The organism is Cellvibrio mixtus subsp. mixtus J3-8 (assembly GCF_000766945.1).
GTDB classification, from domain to species: domain Bacteria; phylum Pseudomonadota; class Gammaproteobacteria; order Pseudomonadales; family Cellvibrionaceae; genus Cellvibrio; species Cellvibrio mixtus_A.
Map to the genome: position 1 here is coordinate 1 of NZ_KN266216.1, position 20,628 is coordinate 20,628.

At 49.2% G+C, this 20,628-nt stretch carries 20 protein-coding genes; 15 read left to right on the plus strand and 5 right to left on the minus strand.

Translation table 11 applies throughout. The features are described from left to right. Positions 1–633 precede the first annotated feature (633 nt). From A596_RS23395 to A596_RS23015, 3 genes are all read left to right on the plus strand, one after another. On the plus strand, positions 634–2,205 hold the full coding sequence (locus A596_RS23395; protein WP_039918481.1) for a mannan-binding lectin: 1,572 nt from the start codon (positions 634–636) through the stop codon (positions 2,203–2,205). Positions 2,206–2,454: 249 nt separating this feature from the next. Further along, positions 2,455–2,577 carry a hypothetical protein gene (locus tag A596_RS23760; protein ID WP_268745707.1) on the plus strand — a complete coding sequence of 41 codons (123 nt, stop codon included), beginning with the start codon at positions 2,455–2,457 and terminating at the stop codon, positions 2,575–2,577. A 67-nt stretch (positions 2,578–2,644) separates the two neighbouring features. Continuing rightward, positions 2,645–3,154 carry a hypothetical protein gene (locus tag A596_RS23015; protein WP_152600250.1) on the plus strand — a complete coding sequence of 170 codons (510 nt, stop codon included), beginning with the start codon at positions 2,645–2,647 and terminating at the stop codon, positions 3,152–3,154. 43 nt (positions 3,155–3,197) lie between these two features. On the opposite strand, the gene A596_RS20630 is transcribed toward A596_RS23015, so the two are convergent. Then, the gene (locus tag A596_RS20630) at positions 3,198–4,118 is read right to left on the minus strand and encodes a LysR family transcriptional regulator (RefSeq protein ID WP_039918485.1); all 921 of its coding nucleotides are present in this window, start codon (positions 4,116–4,118) and stop codon (positions 3,198–3,200) included. Positions 4,119–4,226: 108 nt separating this feature from the next. On the opposite strand from A596_RS20630, the gene A596_RS20635 reads away from it, so the two are divergent. From A596_RS20635 to mapR, 3 genes are all read left to right on the plus strand, one after another. Next, positions 4,227–4,685: a PACE efflux transporter gene (locus A596_RS20635; protein ID WP_152600251.1), complete on the plus strand. Its 459-nt coding sequence runs from the start codon at positions 4,227–4,229 to the stop codon at positions 4,683–4,685. A 194-nt stretch (positions 4,686–4,879) separates the two neighbouring features. Beyond that, complete coding sequence (ccoG, locus tag A596_RS20640; protein WP_039918488.1) at positions 4,880–6,301, plus strand: cytochrome c oxidase accessory protein CcoG; 1,422 nt, start codon at positions 4,880–4,882, stop codon at positions 6,299–6,301. A gap of 26 nt (positions 6,302–6,327) precedes the next feature. Next, positions 6,328–7,737, plus strand: coding sequence for a GntR family transcriptional regulator MpaR (mapR, locus tag A596_RS20645; protein ID WP_039918491.1), 1,410 nt, complete (start codon positions 6,328–6,330; stop codon positions 7,735–7,737). 45 nt (positions 7,738–7,782) lie between these two features. Here mapR and A596_RS20650 read toward each other — a convergent pair whose 3' ends face one another. From A596_RS20650 to A596_RS20660, 3 genes are all read right to left on the minus strand, one after another. Beyond that, the gene (locus tag A596_RS20650; RefSeq protein ID WP_052417756.1) at positions 7,783–8,934 is read right to left on the minus strand and encodes a PA0069 family radical SAM protein; all 1,152 of its coding nucleotides are present in this window, start codon (positions 8,932–8,934) and stop codon (positions 7,783–7,785) included. A gap of 233 nt (positions 8,935–9,167) precedes the next feature. Continuing rightward, entirely contained in the window at positions 9,168–9,434 is a 267-nt protein-coding gene (locus A596_RS20655) for a hypothetical protein (RefSeq protein WP_039918493.1), read from the minus strand. Positions 9,435–9,443: 9 nt separating this feature from the next. After that, positions 9,444–9,737 carry a hypothetical protein gene (locus A596_RS20660; protein ID WP_152600252.1) on the minus strand — a complete coding sequence of 98 codons (294 nt, stop codon included), beginning with the start codon at positions 9,735–9,737 and terminating at the stop codon, positions 9,444–9,446. Between the two features lie 73 nt (positions 9,738–9,810). Between A596_RS20660 and A596_RS20665 the strand changes: the two genes are divergently transcribed. Both A596_RS20665 and A596_RS20670 read left to right on the plus strand, forming a co-directional pair. Next, positions 9,811–10,995: a carbohydrate-binding protein gene (locus A596_RS20665; RefSeq protein ID WP_039918499.1), complete on the plus strand. Its 1,185-nt coding sequence runs from the start codon at positions 9,811–9,813 to the stop codon at positions 10,993–10,995. A 112-nt stretch (positions 10,996–11,107) separates the two neighbouring features. Beyond that, positions 11,108–12,133, plus strand: a complete 1,026-nt coding sequence (locus tag A596_RS20670; RefSeq protein WP_039918502.1) for a family 16 glycosylhydrolase — start codon at positions 11,108–11,110, stop codon at positions 12,131–12,133. 49 nt (positions 12,134–12,182) lie between these two features. On the opposite strand, the gene A596_RS20675 is transcribed toward A596_RS20670, so the two are convergent. Then, positions 12,183–13,319: a helix-turn-helix domain-containing protein gene (locus tag A596_RS20675; protein ID WP_039918503.1), complete on the minus strand. Its 1,137-nt coding sequence runs from the start codon at positions 13,317–13,319 to the stop codon at positions 12,183–12,185. Between the two features lie 100 nt (positions 13,320–13,419). Here A596_RS20675 and arsJ point away from each other — a divergent pair, with 100 nt between their 5' ends. From arsJ to A596_RS20710, 7 genes are all read left to right on the plus strand, one after another. Beyond that, positions 13,420–14,625, plus strand: coding sequence for an organoarsenical effux MFS transporter ArsJ (arsJ, locus tag A596_RS20680; protein ID WP_039918506.1), 1,206 nt, complete (start codon positions 13,420–13,422; stop codon positions 14,623–14,625). A gap of 382 nt (positions 14,626–15,007) precedes the next feature. Further along, the gene (locus A596_RS20685) at positions 15,008–16,354 is read left to right on the plus strand and encodes an MGDG synthase family glycosyltransferase (RefSeq protein ID WP_039918508.1); all 1,347 of its coding nucleotides are present in this window, start codon (positions 15,008–15,010) and stop codon (positions 16,352–16,354) included. A gap of 3 nt (positions 16,355–16,357) precedes the next feature. Continuing rightward, positions 16,358–16,930 (plus strand): YkoP family protein, encoded by a 573-nt coding sequence (locus A596_RS20690; RefSeq protein WP_039918511.1) that lies wholly within the window; start codon positions 16,358–16,360, stop codon positions 16,928–16,930. Continuing rightward, positions 16,908–17,579 (plus strand): polysaccharide deacetylase family protein, encoded by a 672-nt coding sequence (locus A596_RS22395; RefSeq protein ID WP_052417757.1) that lies wholly within the window; start codon positions 16,908–16,910, stop codon positions 17,577–17,579. The genes A596_RS20690 and A596_RS22395 overlap by 23 nt, the downstream gene beginning before the upstream one ends. 93 nt (positions 17,580–17,672) lie before the next feature. Beyond that, entirely contained in the window at positions 17,673–18,041 is a 369-nt protein-coding gene (locus tag A596_RS20700; protein ID WP_152600253.1) for a hypothetical protein, read from the plus strand. A gap of 90 nt (positions 18,042–18,131) precedes the next feature. Beyond that, positions 18,132–19,388: a TolC family protein gene (locus A596_RS20705; protein WP_039918516.1), complete on the plus strand. Its 1,257-nt coding sequence runs from the start codon at positions 18,132–18,134 to the stop codon at positions 19,386–19,388. Beyond that, positions 19,385–20,617: an efflux RND transporter periplasmic adaptor subunit gene (locus A596_RS20710; RefSeq protein WP_039918517.1), complete on the plus strand. Its 1,233-nt coding sequence runs from the start codon at positions 19,385–19,387 to the stop codon at positions 20,615–20,617. Before A596_RS20705 ends, A596_RS20710 begins: the two co-directional genes overlap by 4 nt. Positions 20,618–20,628: the final 11 nt, after the last annotated feature.

Genomic DNA, 20,628 nt, shown 5'->3' on the forward strand with positions numbered 1-20,628 from the left:
CCCTGTCGCCGCTGCAAATGCAGTGGAACCTGTGAGTAATGCAATCGCTGCGGCAGTTGCCTTCAGCGTAAAACGGGAAGCTGTGGTAGAGGATTGTGTAAACATATTATGTTCCGCCCGGGATTATTAATTGTGTAGACGGATTGACCGAAACCATGCGCAATCGAGGAATACAAAACGTTGTTCGTGCAATCTTATTGTTGTTGAAATTGTCCGGGTAACGCCGTTGGAAGCGGTTATGGGGAATAAGCCGATTCAAAAAATCCCGGAGAGGGAACAGTACAAGGTTATACAACTTGTACCGTTGGGAGCATATTTACATTTGTATGATAATAAATCCAGCGGGCAAATGTGCTCGCGATCACAGCCTTATAAGACGCCACGTCGATAATTAATTTCCGCCTATTTTTCGTCTGCGAATTGCACCGGATCTGCACCGCGAATTTCATCCATAAAATACTGCCCATATAGCGTCGCGAGCACTCACCGCACGTCTTTATGGATCGCTGTAATGTCACGTAATCTTTCCGATTGGTAAATAAGTATTCCTCTTCTAGGGTTAGGCTTGCTGCACGTTAATGAGGTATAGACGCGGTAGGTTGTAGAACCATTTACCTTTTCAAAGGAAACCATATGAGAATTAAATCCTTGCATTCTATTAGAAAAATTTTTTCCGTTTCGGCGCTGGTTGCAGCTGGCGCGTTTGCAATACCGGCATTGGCTGACGATGCCAAACCCGGCGCTACACCCATGTGTCCATCACTGGGCTGGAGTGAAGGCCTGGTACGCTACCTGCAGCCCGCTGCAAAAATTCCAACGGAAAATACGCCATTAAACGCATCGGATTGCGATTTTCACGAATGGTCATGGGAAGCCTTTGTATGGGCAACAGCATTAATCGATAACAGCCCACGTTTTTTGCAATTTTCCACACCCGACGAATTATTGGGAAACCAAAGCGGTTTATTAAAAAACGGCAAGCGCGTATTAAAACTGGGCACGCGCGCACTTAAACCTCACACCAACAGCAAGGCGCAAGTTGCCGGCGCCATTGTGGAAGCCGATGGCAATATGCTGGTTTCACAAAATGGTTATCCGGTATATGCCTCGGTGCATATGAATCCGGAATATTTCCAAACTGCAAAAAATAATCTGATCATTACAGGTGACTACAGCAAAAATACCGATAAGGAGAGTTATTTCCCTGTCGGCGCTGCAGTATTCAAAGCAACCTGGTTGCGCCTGGACAGCAATGAAAAAGCACCGGAAGGCGCTTACACCATGAAAGCCGAAGTGCCGGTGTTAACCGTGAAAGAAGGCAATGCGGTACCGGTGGAAGGAAAATTTGTCACTGTCACCGTGGCATTGGTTGGTTTGCATGTGGTGGGCACCACAATCAATCACCCGGAATTTTTATGGGCGACGTTCGAGCACAACCTGAATGCGCCCATGGTGCCGGATAATACCTTCAACACCAGCATGGCGCCGGCTGATAAAAATTACACCTTTTACAAAGCGAAAACCCCTTACACCCAGGTCAATATCAGCAACCAGGATTTACCAGCGACATTGACGTTCAATGAAAAAACGCAAAAATTTTCACCCGTCACCAATGTAGTCCTGGAAAATAAAACCGGTGGCGAAAACCAGCCTGGTGGTGTGCAAAACATTGCCAGCCTGAATAGAGCGTCGCAAAATTTTTTAAAGGGACAAAAAAAGCAGGCGCAATTTGCGCATTACGATTTGATTGGCACTGTGTGGATGGCTCCGAATATTTATTCAACTAACACCGCTAATTGGTGGCAATTGGATCAAAGCGATGCAATAGGTTCGGTGAACCTTGCCAACAGCACCGCTGAAACATTCCAGCAATTTGCTACCAACAGCAATTTGGATAATGTGCAAAATTGTTTCATGTGCCATAACCCGACTTCCTATTCTTCGCCCATTGCACCACTGGCATCGCGCCTTATTGGTATAAGCCATGTGTTGGGGGCAAACATGCCTGCACCTTATGCCGTGTTAAATACCATTCCGGTGATTTCAAAAAGTTGCAGCGACTCCAATGCCGGCCCGATCTGGGACAACATTGATGCACAAAATAAATGCCCGACGGTGTGCAGCGCAGAAAAGAAAAACTGGAATGGACAATGGACCACAACCGTTCCCGGTTCCCAATCGGTTTGTGGTTGCTGTACGCAATAAAATAATGGTTGTTCTCCGCTAGCAATGTTGGTGCGGATCCTTCCCAAAGGTGCCCGCACCAATCCCTTCACACCTTGCAGAATACCCACATTTCTTCAAGAAAATGTTGCTTTTTCAACTAAAAGCCTTGATGTTGTCGCTTAAATAAACTGAAAATTATTTTCATGATGCTATTATTTAAGCGCTACAAAAGAAACATACTTTCAAATTTAATTATTAACAACAACATGAAAGGTGAAGCCATTTTTTATGGCGCACAAAACGGGAACAGGATTGAGCCAAAGTAAACAATTACCCGGTTCAATTATCTGGAATGGAATTCAGGTAGAACAAGTAATTGATGAATACAGTTTTCTATTCAAACGCGGATAGATAACTAACCAGGGAGATTTCATCAATCTGCTTATTATTTTTTACCATTGTAATTAGGGATATTTTCATGAAGTTATTTAAATTTATTTCAGCGTTAACTGTGAGCTGCATTGCATTTGTATCTTTCCCATCGTTTGCCAATACTCCGGCTTCATGTTCATGGGAAATAACCAGCACTTCATCAACAGCTCAACAACAAACTACCAATCAACGCTGCAAAGACAATAACAGTAATGCGTGGTTTGCTACCCGAACACTGGTGTCCTCAGCACCCTTTACCTCTCCTCCAACATGCACAATTAACGTGATTGGCAACACCATTAATACTGGCACTTGCTTGCAGCCAAATTTGGTTAGAACCAGCACTGCCTGTCAATCGGGCATAGTCTTGGGGCAATCGTGTAAATACACGAACGGGATCCTCAATCCAGGACCTAATGACATGGGAAGATATACAGTCTGTGGTGATGCCAGCTGCCCGTTAAGCACCACAGAAAAAGGTTATAACACCCAATGCAAACCAGCGTCACAAAGCCAGCAATATAATAATCCAATCATTGAGTGGGCCTGCCAGTAAATAAAAATCCGCTACTGTATTGCAGTAGCGGATTTTCACCTCCTCACCGCGTTTGGCGATACTGCTCCGCCATCAACGCAATAAATTTTTGCGCACCTAAACCCAGGGGCCGCTCGCGCGACCAGACCAGGTCGACCCACAGTTCCTCGCCGTTAGTGAAGTTGGCGATGGGTAATTCCACCAACATCTGGCCGTTGATATAAGGTTGCACAAATGTGCGCGGCAACCAGGCCCAACCGAGGCCGGATAGCACCATTTGCAATGCAGACTCCGGATGATCAACCCGCCAGTAATGTTCCGAGGTAATACAAAACGGGCCGCCCGGATTATTAACATCATTCTGGCTTCGGCTCCCAACCATGACTTGCCGGACAGGGCGCAATTGGGTGTCGCTCAGTTGGCCTTGCGACGATAGTTCTTGCAGTAGCAGATGCTGGCGGGCGATTACGGCGACCAGCGTTTCGCGGCCGACTTCCTGAAAGCTTTCGCGACCATCCGCTGCCGGGCGTTGGAAGACCAGTGCGAGTTGCGCGCCCCCATCATGTAATAAACGCAGCGCATCCGTTTGCGGCGCGGTGATGACCTGGACTTCTAACGACGGATATTCGCGCGCAAGTACTTGCAACGGACGAACCCACTGGGTGGATTGCAATTCCGGCGCGATCACCAGGGTCAACCGGGTTTCCAGGCCCTGGCTCAACTCCAGTGCCTGGGTATTCAGTTGTTGTAACTGCGCAACCAGCAAGCGCGCTTGCGGTTCCAGCGCCAAGGCTTGCGCAGTCGGTTTTGGTTCGCGGCCGCTGCGATCAAATAACTCAAGCGCCAGCTCAGCTTCCAGGTTGGCAATGGCCATGCTGATGGCCGAGGGAACGCGCCCCAACTGGCGTGCCGCCGCCGAGAATGATCCCGTATCCATCACCGCCAGAAATACCGCAACCATCTCTGAATTAAATACGCCATTCATCTCTATAGCCTCATCTTTCAGTATTTCTGATAGTAGCTAACTTTTTCTATCAGTGAAATCCACTGAAAATACATAAAGTTTATTTAATAGCCAACGCTAGAGGTAGTTATGCAATTGGTAGGACTGCAAGGGGCAAAGCGCAGGGTGGTATATGTGGGCCTGTATGAATTTATCGCGATTGTGCTCTCCGCGATCCTGCTGGAACTGATGAGCAATGCCGGGGCGGCAGAATCGCTGGGCTTGGCCGTGGCCGCATCAGCAGTAGCAATTATCTGGAACCTGATTTTCAACGGGTTGTTTGAACGCTGGGAAGCCAGTCGCAAACAACAAGGCCGTAGCCTGGGCGTACGCATCCTTCACGCCATAGGCTTTGAAGGCGGGTTATTGATATTCCTGATTCCACTGGTGGCCTGGTGGTATGACGTAAGTTTCTGGCAAGCGCTGCTGATGGACCTGGGTTTGTTGGTATTTTTCCTGGTTTACACCTTTGTGTTTACCTGGGCATTTGACCGGGTTTTTGGTTTGCCAGCCGCTGTGAATAAACAATATGCCAATGTGTGTAATTAATCTGAGCGATTCAGCGATTCAATTTTTTCCCCAGCCTTACCCCAAACGCTTTGCGAATAGCTCTCAACTACTGGGTCCTTTCACATCTGATATGGTTTTTTTTGGATTATCTGAATCTGTTTTCAGTACAGATTCGCGCGCATAGTAATATCAGTTACCACCGTGTCAATAAGTCCATTGTGGATGAGGTCCCCATGAGCGATTCACCAGTCCAAATCCTGATTCCTGCCAAAAACTTACCGGACGATAAAAACCCCGCCAACAAAACCCTGCATGAAGGCAAGATATTCACCCGCAGTTTCACTGGCCGCTTCCGCAATTTGCGGTTGCTGGGCGCAGGCTTCCTGGCGTTGTTATTTTTTGGTACGTCCTGGATTAACTGGAATGGCCATCAGGCGATACTCTGGGATCTGGACACACGTCAATTCCATGTGTTCGGTACGACCTTTTGGCCACAGGATTTTATGCTGCTGTCATTTGTGATGATTATCGGCGCGCTACTGCTCTTCGCCGTAACCATGGTGGCAGGTCGAGTCTGGTGCGGTTATACCTGCCCCCAAAGTGTGTGGACCTGGGCGTTTATCTGGGCGGAAAAAATCACCGAAGGTGATCGCAACCAACGCATAAAATTGCAACATGCAGAATTAACTTTTTCCAAATTGTTTAAACGCAGCAGCAAACATGTTTTATGGCTGCTAATGAGTGTCGCCACCGGAATCGCCTTTGTCGGTTACTTTGTACCCGTGCGCGAACTGGTGCAAAACCTCGCGCACTTCGAATGGTTCAGCAGTAGCGCAATCTGGGTCGGCATAGTGGCATCACTCACTTATATGAACGCCGGCTGGGTACGCGAAAAAGTGTGTTTGCATATGTGCCCTTACGCGCGTTTCCAAAGCGTGATGTTTGACCGTAACACGATGGTTATCGCCTACGATGCCGCACGGGGTGACGCGCGCGGTTCGCGCAAAAAAACCGATGATCACAAAGCGCTCGGCCTTGGCGATTGCATCGATTGTTATATGTGCGTGCAAGTATGTCCCACTGGAATTGATATTCGCGATGGATTGCAAATGGATTGCATCGGTTGCGCCGCGTGTATAGATGCCTGCGACGACGTGATGGATAAAATGGGCTATGACCGCGGCCTGGTCAGTTATACTTCGGAAGCTGCACTCGCCGGTGAGCCGGAAAAAATCCTGCGTCCGCGCTTATTGGGTTATGGTGCAATCATCGCCATGGTGTTTGCTGCACTAGTGGTATCGCTTAATTCTCGCGAACTGGTAGATATGAGCGTAGTGAAAGATCGTAGCGTGCTTTATCGCTATACCAGCGACGGTGATGTCATGAATGTGTATCGCATGAAAATTACCAACAAAACCCAGCATTCTGCCCAATACAATTTAAAATTGCATAACGCTGAAGGCTTATCGCTGTCGCGCACTTATCAATTCACACTCGCTGCCGGTGAAGTTTACGATTTCCCGGTCACCGTAAAAATGAAACCCCTGCAAACCAAAGAGGCTGGCATGCTTCATTTTGATTTCGAATTGGTAAACAGCTCGGCACCCAACCTGGTCACTCACGAAGCGGCTAACTTTATGTATCCAGCGCAATAATTTTTATGAGGTTGCTTTAAACTGAGATGAAATTATATGAAAAGCTGGCTGATGAAATCGCCGAATTAATTCGCAGCGGCGTGCTCGCACCGAATGAAAAAGTACCCTCGGTGCGCACCGCCAGCCGTACCTATAATGTGAGCCCGGCAACCGTATTCGAAGCCTATTATTTATTGGAAAGCCGCGGCCTGATCCAGGCGCGGCCACGCTCGGGTTATTTTGTTTGTACGCAAGTAAAAAATGCGCTCGCCGAACCGGAAATGAGCCCGCGCATCGCGGAAACCACACCGGTCGATGTGAGTGAATTAGTATTTTCAGTGTTAGGTTCCATTAAAGATCCGGACACCATTCCACTTGGCTCTGCATTTCCCAGCCCCGATCTATTCCCGCTCGCACGCCTCGCGCGCTCCATGAGCAAAAGTTTGCAGCAAATGCCGGCAAAAACCATCCTGACCGATATCACCAGCGGCAATCCGCAATTGCGCCGCCAGATTGCACTGCGCTATCGCGTTAATGGTGTCATGCATGCACCGGAAGAATTAGTCATCACCAACGGTGCACTGGAAGCATTAAATTTATGCATGCAAGTTGTCACCAAACCGGGTGACCTGGTTGCGATTGAAACGCCAACATTTTATGCAGCGCTGCAAATCCTTGAACGCTTGCAATTAAAAGCCGTGGAAATTCCCGTGCATCCACGCGATGGAATTCATTTGCAAACACTCGAAGAAAGTTTGCAGCGCTTGCCCATTAAAGCGTGCTGGTTAATGAGCAGTTTTCACAACCCGCTCGGCGCCTCCATGAGCGATGAAAAAAAACAACAACTCTACGATTTACTGCATCGCCATCAAGTGCCATTAATTGAAGATGATGTTTACTCCGAATTATATTTTGGCCTCACGCCACACAAACCCGTCAAGCATTTTGATCGCGCAGGTATTGTGATGCATTGCGGCTCTTTTTCCAAAAACCTGGCGCCGGGTTATCGCGTGGGTTGGGTTGCAGCGGGGCGTTATGCTGAACAAATCCATCGCTTGAAATTGATGACGACTATTTCTCCTTCGATTCCTGCGCAAGCAGCACTTGCCGATTATTTACAGCAGGGCGGTTATGATCGCCATTTGCGAAAATTGCGCGAGACGCTCGAACACCAACAACAATTAATGCTCAATGCCATCGCCAAATATTTTCCCAAAAATACACGCGTCAGCCGCCCTAACGGTGGTTATTTTTTGTGGGTGGAATTGCCTGAGCAAGTCGACAGTTTGCAATTATTTTCCATGGCGCTCGCGCAAGGTATCAGCATCGCCCCGGGTCCAATTTTTTCGGCAACACGCCGTTTTCGTAATTGCATCCGATTGAATTATGGTTATCCATGGGATAAGGAAGTTGATGATGCAATGGCAATGTTGGGTAGGTTGATCGGAGGGTTTTAAATCTTTTCCAACCCTCGGTTGAAACGGCGCAAGTAGCAAGCGGGATTACCCAAAAATATCCATCTGTCCATTGCTATTTTCCTTCACCGGAATACTCAACGGTTTGCGGAAACGCGAACAATCCAATTCACCGTAACGCCGGCTTTTATCCAAACCATAACGTTTTAAACCTTTCATAAAACGCTGCCGGATCATATCGGCCCACAATCCTTCACCGCGCATGCGCGTGGCAAAATTTGCATCGTAATCTTTGCCGCCGCGCATATCGCGGACGCGATTCATCACGCGTTCCGCACGCTCGGGAAAATGGGTTTGCAGCCATTCCTGAAAGAGCGGATTAATTTCCCACGGCAACCGCAACACGGTGTAACCCGCGGCCGTTGCGCCGGCATCGGCAGCAGCGCTTAATACTTTTTCGATTTCCTGTTCAGTAATAAATGGAATGATCGGTGCTACGCTCACCATTGTCGGAATACCTGCTTTGGTTAAACGCTCAATAGTTTGCAAACGCCGGGTTGGCGATGCGGCGCGCGGTTCCAAAATGCGTGAGATGCGGTGATCCAATGTAGTGATTGTTATAGCCGCGGCCGCGAGGTTTTTTTTCGCCATGGCTTGCAGCAAGTCGATATCCCGTTCGATCAGCGCCGATTTGGTAATCATGCCCACCGGGTGATCGCACTCATGGAACACTTCCAGGCATTGGCGAGTAATTTTTAAGTCGCGCTCGCAGGGTTGGTAGGCATCAGTATTTACACCAAAGGCAATCGGGTTCGGCTCGTAATTCTTGTGGGCGAGTTCGCGGCGCAATACTTCAGCAGCATTGGTTTTGGCGTAGAGCCGTGTTTCAAAATCAAGGCCCGGCGATAAACCGAGGTACGCGTGGGTTGGCCGCGCAAAACAATAGATGCAACCATGTTCGCAACCGCGATAGGGATTAAGCGAAACACTAAAGGGAATATCCGGTGATTGGTTGCGACTGAGAATAGTCTTGGCCAATTCGGGGGTGACCAGGGTTGTTAATTCGGGATGGATATCCGTGTCATCCTCATAGGGCTTCCAGCCGTCATCCACTGTTTCGATCAATTGGGTTTCATAACGGCCAACAATATTAGTCACTGCACCACGCCCTTTATGGGCTTGGGGTTTGGCCGCGATCCAGTGTTCAGGGTGGATAAAATCCTGATCATCAAACACCATAATCTCACCCCCAATACTGTATATAAAAACAGTATTGTGCGCCGGAGGTACTATTTAAGCAAGCATCGTTTCAGGATGTTCAAAGCGGGCTGGAGGACGTCAGGCTCAGGGTTGCCCGGACCCGCAACCAGTTGCGAAGAATCGCACTGCCAGGAAACCCCGGCGGTGCGCGCAGGAAAAATCGGGCAGCCACGCTGGATTGCTGTCCGTTCGTCACGATGATCGCATATTCGCTAGCGATGCTTTAATCGCCGCTCGAGTTCTATATTTACCTGTTGATAATTCTTCGTTCGCTGTATCAACCACAACATGGGCAAATGCACCATGCTGGCCAATCGTAATAGCAAACTGATAAAGCCCGTTGCCATTAATATCAGCCCCACTACCATAAAAAAGAGGGCCATCAACAACTTTTGGGGCGTATCGTTTGCCGGGCGGGGAACAGGCTGCGCATTAAAGCGAGCCAGCAATGACGCAATATCAAGATCATCCTTATCCATAACCCTTCCTCACTGTAACAACTGACGAGATTCACCTTCCATCCTGGAAGGTACCGGTTCCTTCATGATCAATGTAAGCCGTGGCCGGAATAAAATCTGTGAGAAATTGCCGTGGGAATGGGTAAGATTTTCCGCATCCAACGCATAGGCAAAGACGGCCCAGTGGGTTGTTCCGGCAAATATCCGCACCAGAAATCCCGCCCTTAAACTGCTCAGCACCAGTTTACGCAGCTTGCGCAAACTGGTGCGACGCGCGTTGCGCACATCTACAAGATAAGCCCTGTGGTATCCGGTTGTTGCCACGCCACCACTGTCTGTGGCGGAACTTTCTTCTACAGATATCCAGCGTTTCTAATAAAGATAAAAGGTACTCGCTATGTTTAAACTCAACCGCTTAACGGGCGTGCTCTTTGCGCTCGCCGCGACTATCGGTTTTACCAGTTCAACCCAGGCCAAGCCGTACAAGGCCGCCGAAATTTATTCCAAACAAACCTACAAGTACGGCCGCTACGAGATGCGTATGCAGGTCGCTAAAGGAAGTGGAGTCCTATCCACTTTCTTCACCTACAAAAATGGTTCCGAACAAGCCGGCGTATTTTGGGAGGAGATTGACATTGAAATCTTCGGCAAAAACGACGCTACCCAATGGCAAAGCAACGTAATTATCGGTACCAACCGCCCCACCACCAAAACCGAAGGCGTTCATACCATGCCTTATTCATTGGGGAATGGTTACAACACCTATGTATTGGAGTGGACACCCGGCTACATCGCCTGGTTTGTAAACGGTACCCAGGTACGCCGCATCAATGGTGGGCAGTTCGTAACCAGCCTGACCAGCCCGCAAGATATCCGCTTTAACCTTTGGGCGGCCAATATTGCCGAGTGGGTGGGCGCCTTTAACCCCAACATTCTGCCGGTGTACCAATTCGTGAATTACATCGAGTACAAGCCCTGGGTCGCAGCAACCAATAGTTTTGGCACCGGCTGGCGCGATGATTTCAACAGCTTTGATACCAACCGCTGGAATAAGGCCAACTGGACCTTCGGCGAAAACCTGGCCGATTTTGAACCCAACAACGTAGTGGTAAAAAATGGCACGCTGATACTGGCACTGACCCGCGAGGGCCAAACGGGCTATAACGGCACCCCACCGGCGGACTCTGGTTCCGGCAATTCATCCAGCAGCGCGGCACCCGCAACCAGCATCCATATCGAAGCAGAAAATTATAATGAAGTAGGTGGCAGCGTGACGGTATCCGGTGGCACCGTCGGCTACATCGATTCGGGAGAGTGGTTCAAGTACCGTAATGTGAACATCCCCCAAACCGGCACCTACCGCGTGGAATACCGGGTTGCCTCAGCACTCACCACTGCACAGTTCACACTGGATCGCGATGGCGTGGGCCTTGGTACCCTGAGTGTCCCCAATACCGGCGGTTGGGGCAACTACCAAACTATCTCGCATAACATCTATTTGAATGCCGGTACACAAAACCTGGCGATTTACGCCAACAGCGGTGGCTTCAATATCGATTGGATTAAACTGACTAAAATTTAATTAATTGCTTTACAGCCTTTGGAGCCGGCAATGCTTTTGTTGCCGGCTCCGTTTTTATTATTTTTGTTCGTCTATTTTATTGTTCACTCATTAGGTGTTATCGGGGTAAAACATGCGCAGTATTTTTATTATTTTGCTGGCACTGGCCGCAAGCTTCACGTCCAGTATCGTCACCGCCAAACCTTACAAAGGTGCGGAAATTTTTTCGAGCGATAGCTATCTCTATGGTCGCTACGAAATGCGCATGCGCGTCGCCAGGGCGAGCGGTGTTCTATCCACATTTTTTACCTACAAAGATGGTTCGGAAATCGGAAATACATTCTGGGAAGAAATCGATATCGAAATTTTCGGCAAAAATAATGCAACCGAATGGCAAAGCAATGTGATCCTTGGCAGTTCGCGCCCAACTATTAATAGCGAGCAACATCACACAAATGCCACCTCACTCGCCGACGCTTATCACACTTACGTATTGGAGTGGACGCCGGATTATGTGGCCTGGTTTATCGACGGTGTAGAAATTCGTCGCATCAACGGCACCAGTACCGTTACCAGTCTCACCAATAAACAGAGTTTGCGCTTTAATATCTGGTCATCAGAATCCGCCGCCTGGGTTGGCCCCTGGGATGATTCGGTTTTACCGGTTTATCAATTTGTAAATTACATCGAATACAAAGCCTACAACACTGCCACCAAAACATTTGAAGGTGGCTGGCGCGATGATTTTGATACGTTTGATACCAAGCGCTGGAATAAAGCGAATTGGAGTTTTGATATGAACCGCGTGGATTTTGCACCGGAAAATGCCTTGGTAAAAAATGGCATATTGGTTCTCGCACTCACCAAGGAAAATGCAACAGGTTATACCGGCACACCACCGGCTGATGAACCTGCCAGCAGTTCCAGTGCAAGTTCAGTTGCTGTTTCCAGTTCGGTGATGAGTTCAAGTGCAGCGAGTAGTGTAGTAAGCAGTGCAGTCAGCAGCCCGGTGGCCAGCAGTGCACCCGCAGCTTCATCAGCAGGCGCAAGTTCCGCAAAAAATAGCGGTAGCACTTCAGGCGGCGGTGGCGGATCATTTCCGTTAGCGGGATTATTTTTATTGTGTGGCTTGCTGTTTTTGCGCCGTACCAGCAAGTAATTAACGCTCTAACCCCCCTTGGTTACGCGCCCCGTTTCAAAAGGGGGGATTACGAATTCTGCTTGCGGAAATCAGCCGCCGACATTCCGGTATAACGTTTAAAAAACCGATGGAACGATGATTTACTGTTAAACCCGGATTCCAGCAAAATATCCAGAATGGTCATCTCGGCATTGTTTGCATCAAGCAGCATTTGCTTGGCTTTATTAACACGGTACTCATTTACAAATTCAAAAAAATTAGTATCAAAATGTTTGTTAATGATGCTCGATACTTCGCGGTAATGAATACCGACATGCCGCGCAAACTCTTCAATATTCAGGTTCTGTTTTAAATACAATTGCTGTTCTTCCATAGTGCGACGAATACGTTCAATCGCATCCTGGGATATTTCTACAGGAACAACCACTTCTTTTTCGACCGGTTTTTCTTTGGTCACTAATAACTCATGCGCATAGAGCAAGCTATACACAAACAACGCATTAACCAATAAAAAAGTAATGTAGTTATCCGCAATACCAAATGTATCAGCCAATTGCACACCAACGGATTGGCCCAGTATGTGAACCACCAGCGACCAACTCCAGTTCAAGGTAAAACCAATCGTCAATAACAGCAACCACAGCGGTGCCTGCAAACTGAATGTTGAATAAAATTCCTTTAATTGTTGTTTATAACGAAACACAACATAGGCCGCGGCAAAGGCATAAACCACGGCTACTATTTTCAGGTAATACCATAAAAAATTTACCAGCTGCACACCGGTTTCGGTTTGGCCAGTGGTGATAAAACGCAAGCGATCAGAATCCAGGCCGGAGGCGAGGATCACGACAATAACCGCCAATAAATTCAAACCGTGGAAGGCGTAAGCTCCACGCCAACGAAAGTCGGCCCGCGTAATAGCAACCACATAAAAAAATAAACACACACTTTTCCCAACCACTGCTGTGGCAAGCAGGACTGACAATAGTATTTTTGCTGTTGCAGAACTGCTCTGGATGTAATCATTCCACAGCAGTAAATTACACAATGATGTTAATCCTACACCGACAAAAAAACCGCTCAGCAAGAGTGAAGCAATGGTTTTTTGTTTGGATAATAACCACTGGAAAATCACCAGCAGTACACACACCGCCAGGGTGAGGACGAGGATAAGGTCGTGGATATTGAAGATTGGAGTTTTCATAGGCCGAAATGGTTATGTACTTTTTTGATCGCTATAGTCTAGCAGCAAAGCCATAAATCGATGATAAAATCCGGTATGCACCGTAAACCTACCGAAAACCATGAAAAACTCTGCGGCAATTCACCAATATTCCATCGTTACCGGCAACTACTGGGCTTTCACCCTGACCGACGGCGCTTTACGCATGCTGGTGGTTTTGCATTTCCATCAATTGGGTTACAGCCCTTTGCATATTGCAGCGCTATTTTTATTTTACGAATTATTCGGGGTGATCACTAATTTGCTGGGCGGTTATCTGGGCGCACGCATTGGTTTGAATCGCACCATGAATATTGGTTTGGGTTTGCAGGTAATTGCGTTGGCAATGCTGGCGGCGCCTGCACAGTGGTTAACGATTCCGTTGGTAATGGCTGCACAGGCACTCTCCGGTATCGCTAAAGATTTAAACAAAATGAGCGCAAAAAGCGCAATTAAACAATTGGTGCCGGATGACCAACAAGGCGCATTGTTCAAATGGGTAGCGGTGCTGACCGGCTCTAAAAATGCATTAAAAGGTGTGGGCTTCTTCCTTGGCGGGATATTGTTGGCAATGGTGGGTTTCAAAGCCGCTGTAATATTAATGGCCGCCGTATTAACACTCGTATGGATCGCAAGCCTGATCCTTTTGCAACAGGATCTTGGCAAAGCCAAAAACAAACCCGGGTTTAATGAATTATTTTCCAAAAGCCGTGCAATCAATATGTTATCCGCCGCGCGCTTGTTTTTATTTTGCGCGCGCGACATCTGGTTTGTTGTTGCGCTGCCGGTTTTTTTAAGCAGCCAGTTGCAATGGACTTTTTGGCAGACCAGCGGCTTCCTCGCCGCCTGGGTTATTGGCTACGGTGTTGTGCAATCAATTACACCCGCCATTTTTCGCAACAATACCGGCACCGTACCGGATGGAAAATCCGCATTCTCATGGGCCATCGCATTAGCATTGGTGACAGCAGCAATTGCAGCGACGTTAGCAACAACATTACCGCAAGGTGTAGTTTTAATTGGTGGATTAATTATTTTTGGAATTGTCTTCGCAATTAACTCATCACTGCACTCGTATTTAATTGTCAGCCATGCCAAAGAAGACGGCGTTTCACTGGACGTTGGTTTTTATTACATGGCCAATGCCATGGGGCGTTTGGCCGGTACGTTACTCTCGGGCTGGATTTATCAAACGGCGGGCTTGACCGTATGCCTGTGGGCAGCAAGTATTTTTATCTTATTTGCAGCCGTGCTCTCGTTGGCTATCCCGAAAATCACTTCACATTAGTACTGCTTATAAAAATCCTGTTTTATTATGCTTTTAAGAGTTAACCGTCACTTTAACTTTTTTCCTTCATCGCCTCGCATTTACTGATTTTATAATTGGTAAACATTTTGCAACATTTCAATTTCAACACCGCAGCGCTTTGAAAAGGCCAGCGTTCTGAGTCGTTTTAAGAAAACTAAAGCGACAGCAGCGCGCGCTTTTTACAAAGCTTGGCATTTTTTCCAAGTAGTTCAACCAAACGCATGGCTATTTGGAGTAGCGATATGGATTACAGATCATATAAACATTGGTCACATAAACATTCGCGACATCAATAATTAAGAAAGCAGTTCCAGTCAGAACCGGATTGAAATTAATAACGCTATTTCAACAAGGAAACTCTATGAAAGTTCTGTTTTTAACGTCCAGCCCCGGTTACGGCCATACGCGCGCCGCTGAAGCAATTGGCGCAGTTTTACAACGAGAATATCCCAACATTGAAACCAATTATCTTGATGTAACCCAACTACTCGACCCACTAGCCAGCGCTGCACTGCAAGACGGTTACCTGCGCATGACTGCAGAACACCCCGAGCTCTACCAAAAACTTTATAACCTGGATAAAAATTTATATCGCCAGTTGGCGGGAAAAATTCCAGCTGATCAAACGCTGGTGGATTTTTTAACCGAGCAGCAACAGCGCTCGTATCCTGAAGAGTTTGAGCGGTCATTATTTTCACTACCGGTTTATTATAAAAATCTCGATGGCGCATTACTGAATACATTTATTAATGGTGTTTGCAATCGCAATAAAACACCGGCAGGGCGACTGTTGTTGCAAGGATTGCTCGCACTCATTTTTCGCATCTTGTCTGCGCGTGTAAAAAAATTCGTGAGCGATTACAACCCGGATTGTATTGTTGCGACGCAAATGTATCCCAACGCATTGTTATCGCGTTACGTTAAAAAAGGCATTATTACCAAACCCATTGTAGGGGTATTGACCGACTATGGCGTCCACGGTGTTTGGGTGCGCGACACCACCGCCGTTTATTGCGTTGGCCATCAACACGTTGCCGATTCATTGCGCCAACAGGGTGTACCTGCCCATCGTATTCGCGTCACTGGTATTCCATTAATCCCTGCCTTTGAAAACCTTCCCACCCAACAGCAGGCGCGCGCAAACCTCGGGCTTGACGCTAACCCCACGCTATTAATTACCGGCGGCCAATGCGGTATTGGCGTGACCGACGCGTTGCAGCAATTGCTGGACGACAACCGCCACAACTATCAAGTGTTGGTTACCGCCGGGAGCCATGCGGCTGACAACGAAAAATTGCAGCAACTCGCCGACGCATATCAACATCGATTTCATTTATTTGGCTGGCGCAGCGATATGCGCGATTTATTTTGCGCCGCCGATATTGTCATCGGTAAACCGGGCGGCTTGACCGTGAGTGAAACACTGGCTTGTGGCAAACCTTTTATCGCTACCTGCTGCCTCGGCGGCCAGGAAATGCATAACGTGAATTTCCTGGAAAAAAATGGTGCCGGTTTGCATATAGATTTATCTCAGCTCTCCAGCGCAGTAAGTGCGCTATTTAGCAACCAGCCACGCCTGGAAGCCATGAAAGTAAATGCCGGAAAACTGGGACACCCCCACGCCGCCAGCAGTGTCGTTGCTGAATTGGAAAAATTGATGCTGCTTAAAAAAGCCAAAACATTTTCACTCGAACAAGCACGGAGATAACACATGAGCAGCGGATTATTTTATCGATGCATGTGCTGGTACGACGCCTGGTGGCGACGCCAACATAAAGTCGAAAAATTTGATGAGTTAATCAGTTTTTCCTTTGAAAAATTTTCCGGCGAACGACGTATTATGAATGATGGTACCTGGATTGAACCTGGCGACGCGCTTGCGATACTGCATTTTAATCGCGAATGTTTTTCCGGTGCCGCTCATCAAACACGCGATTACATGCGCAATGCGCTGCGCTTTCGCAAATTGATTTTGTCATCACTGGCGCAATTAGCCAAAGATATCAATGCCCATGAAAAATTAGTGCAGGTGAAAGCTTTCCACGGTGTGAGCTGGTTGCCACCGCACGGAGAGAAATTTGGTTTTTTGATCGAACAATTGCCGGATTCCGCATTGAATCGTGCGCGTAAATATTATTTTCGTTTGTTATTGAAGGCTTTTTTTCCACAAGTGGCTGAGCGCGAAAGTAATCGCATCCAACCACACGCTTATTGGTTAACGCGTAACAATCTTCTCAAACACTTTGCGATGGAGCACCACCATGAACCTCAGCCCGAACAATAATAAACAACTCCTTACCGATGCAATGTTGCCGCGCCCGATCCATTCGACCGCTGCATTCGGCCAGGCTGCGCATGCTATTTGCCTGACGTTTGATGACGGCCCCGATCCTGTGTACACCCCGGCAATATTGGATGTGCTCAGTGCATACAATGCCAAGGCAACTTTTTTTGTGCTGGGCCAGGCCGCTGAAGAATTTCCCCATTTGGTAGAGCGAATCGTTGCCGAGGGCCACACCATTGGTAATCACACTTACAGCCATCCCAATCCCTGGTTTACCTCGGAAGAGATTGCCCGCGAGGAAGTCACCAGAACCTCTGACATCATCGAACAGATTGCCGGCGTTCGCCCACGCTGGTTCCGCCCGCCCTATGGCCGCTTGCGCTTTGCGATGCGCCAGCAAGCAACGCTCGATAATATGACTACCGTATTGTGGAACCGCAGCATTATCGATTGGGGTTTGCTGGGAAATGCGAGCGGAATCCGCAATCGCATGGAGCGCATTGAGGCCGGTGACATTGTGTTGATGCACGACGGCCAGCGCGAGCACAATCGCCCGGATAATTTGCTGCGCTACCTGCCCGGTTTCCTCGCGTCGTTGCCCGGCAGAAACCTGCAAACCTGGAGCCTCGACGGTATTTATAATTTCTAGGGGCGATGTCCTCACAACCGTTTCACCATGAAATGGTTGATGTATGCCGTTAGCCTCTCTATGCTTGGACAATATTTTTTACCGGCATTGCTCATGTCCAAACCTTCACCCTATTTTGCTTTTGCAGCATTCGCCCTCTGGTTGCTTGGCAGCTGGTTGGGTGCGCATGGGCATTTTTGTTTTGATGGGAAGGAACCGCCGGTATCCGTTCATATGCACATGCTGGGCGATCACCCTGAGCACCATGCCGATGCAGATCATCAGGATGCTGATGTTGATTTGCTACAATCGGCCATCGCCAAACTGACCAAGCTGGATCAAAGCTTGCTCCTGCTGGCAGTCGTTGCCCTGCTGCTGGTAATCCAACGCACTCCGGTGCCAGCCAGCCATTACTCTCCGTTTGTCCCCGTCCACATTCCCTTTGCACGGCCGCTACTGCGCGCACCACCATTTACTGCCTGATTATTTTTCTCGCGAGTTGCCTGCGCAACTCTGATTAATAACTTGCGCCCATCAAGCGCCCAACGTTAAGAAAAGCGGGCAGGATTTATTATGAAACCCTTGTTACCTGCATTGGTATTGATTACCAGTGCCTGCTTCACCTGTGCGTCTTTCGCACAAACTGGCGAAATCACCTTACAACAGGCGCTAAGCCGTAGCCTGCAACACAATCCCCAACTCGCAGGCTACAAGTTCCGCCGCGCCGCGCTGGATGGCGAGCACACCACAGCGCAATTGCGACCGGAAACGCGTTTTCAGCTGGAGGCCGAAAATATCGCCGGTTCCGGCGAATTCAGCGGGGTTGATGCTGCTGAACTCACCTTGTCATTTTCCTCAATAATCGAACTCGGTGGCCAACGCGATGCACGTACCGGTGTCGTCACTGCGCGCCAGCAGCAATTGCAAACTGAGCGGCGCGTGGCAGTGCTGGACTTGGTCGCGGCGGTGAATTACCGCTTTATCGCCTTGCTCGCCGCCCAGGAACAACAGCGGCTGGAAGAAGAAGCGCAGCATTTAGGGCAGGCGCTGGTAGACAGCCTGGTAAAACGCGTCCAGGCCGGCAGTACACCGCAGGCCGAACTAATGCGCGCCCGCGCCGCCCTGGCACGCACCGGGATCGCCGTGGATAAAGCCCGGCAACAAGCACAGGAGGAAGCCTTGTTACTCAGCGCTTTCTGGGCCGATGCCAGCCCGGATTTCACCCGCGCCCACGGTGATTTGTTTGCACTGACTAACCCCGAACCCCTCGCCAATTGGCAAACGCGCCTTGCGCAAAATCCCGATCTCACATTACTGGGCGATGCGACCCGCCTGCGTACCGCCGAATTGCGCAAAGCCGATAGTGAGCGCAAATTGGCTTTAGGCTGGAATGCCGGTGTGCGCCAGTTTCAGCAAAGCGATGACACGGCGGTCATACTCGGCGTGAATATCCCGCTGGCTGCTGGCAAGCGCGCCAGCGGTGCAGTGCAAACGGCGAGGGCGGAGCAAGATGCCGCCCGGTTTGCCGAAGATACCGCCAAATCCCGGTTGGAAACCCGCCTCAACCAAACCTTTATCGCCCACCAGCAAGCACTGAATGAAACCCTGAGCCTGCGCGACCGCATATTGCCGCTGTTACAGGATGCCAGCCGCGCAACCGCCAACGCCTTCGAGCAAGGGCGTTACAGCTCGCTGGAACTGGCGATGGCACAGCGCGAATTGCTGGAAACCCGCGCCGAATTAATCAATGCCGCCCTGCGTGCCCACGAAACCCGAATTGAGCTGGAGCGTTTGACCGCGTCCGCCCCCGCACAGGAGTTAGCCGAATGAATCGATTGATCAAGTCCCTGTTATTACTCGCCAGCCTCAGCATTTCCTCATTAGCAATCGCCCATGAAGATCACGACCATGGCGATGAACAGGAAGAGCACGCCGGGGAGATCATCAAAGGCCCACACAATGGCCGCTTATTGGAAGAGGGCGATTTCGTTGTCGAGCTGGCGATCTTTGAACAAGGCGTGCCACCGGAATACCGCGCCTGGGCCACGCTGGATGGCCAACCACTCAAGCCAAATGAATGGCAATTATCGGTACAACTCAATCGCCTTGGCGGTGCCATTGATAATTTTGTTTTCAAGCCGCAACAGGATTTCCTGCGCGGCCAGGGCGTGGTGGAAGAACCCCATTCCTTTGATGTAAAAGTCACTGCGACCTACAAAGGTAAACGCTACCAATGGCGCTATCCATCTTACGAAGGTCGCGTCGAACTCAGCCCTGCAATCGCCAAAGCATCAGGTTTAACCACCGCTGTTGCAGGTAAAGGCACCTTGCAAGAACGCATCAAACTCTACGGCAATCTGGTGGCTGATCCACTGCGCATCAGCCACATACAGGCGCGTTACCCCGGTTTGATTCGCTCGGTGAAACCGACCATTGGCGCGTCGGTAAAAGCGGGTGAAGTATTGGCGATGGTCGAATCCAACGAGAGTTTGCGTGAATACCCCTTGCTATCCCCCATTGATGGCCGTGTCGTGGAGCGCCATGCAAATGCGGGTGAATTCACCGCAGATCGCGTGTTATTCAGTGTGCTGGATGAGCGTGTTTTGGAGTTGCATTTGCAGGTTTTCCCCGCCGATGCCAGCAAAATCAAAGCAGGCCAACCTGTAGAAGTAAAAGCGGATGGCCAAATTGCCACTACCAGAATTGAATACATCACCCCACGCCATGGCGAAACGCCGACGCTGGAAGTCCATGCACCGGTTGATAACAACGCGGGCACCTGGGTTCCCAACCAATCGGTGGAAGGCTGGATTACCACCGCTGAAACAGCGGTTGCCGTGCGTATTGATCGTCGCGCTTTACAAACTTTCCGCGATTGGCAGGTGGTGTTTATCAAAGTCGGTGATAGCTATGAAATCCGCCCGTTGGAATTGGGCCGCAGTGATGGCAATTACAGCGAAGTGCTCGGCGGGTTAAACGCGGGTGATGAGTATGTGGTGGAAAACGCCTATGTCCTGAAAGCCGACCTGGAGAAATCCGGGGCGAGCCACGACCACTAACGCAGGACAGG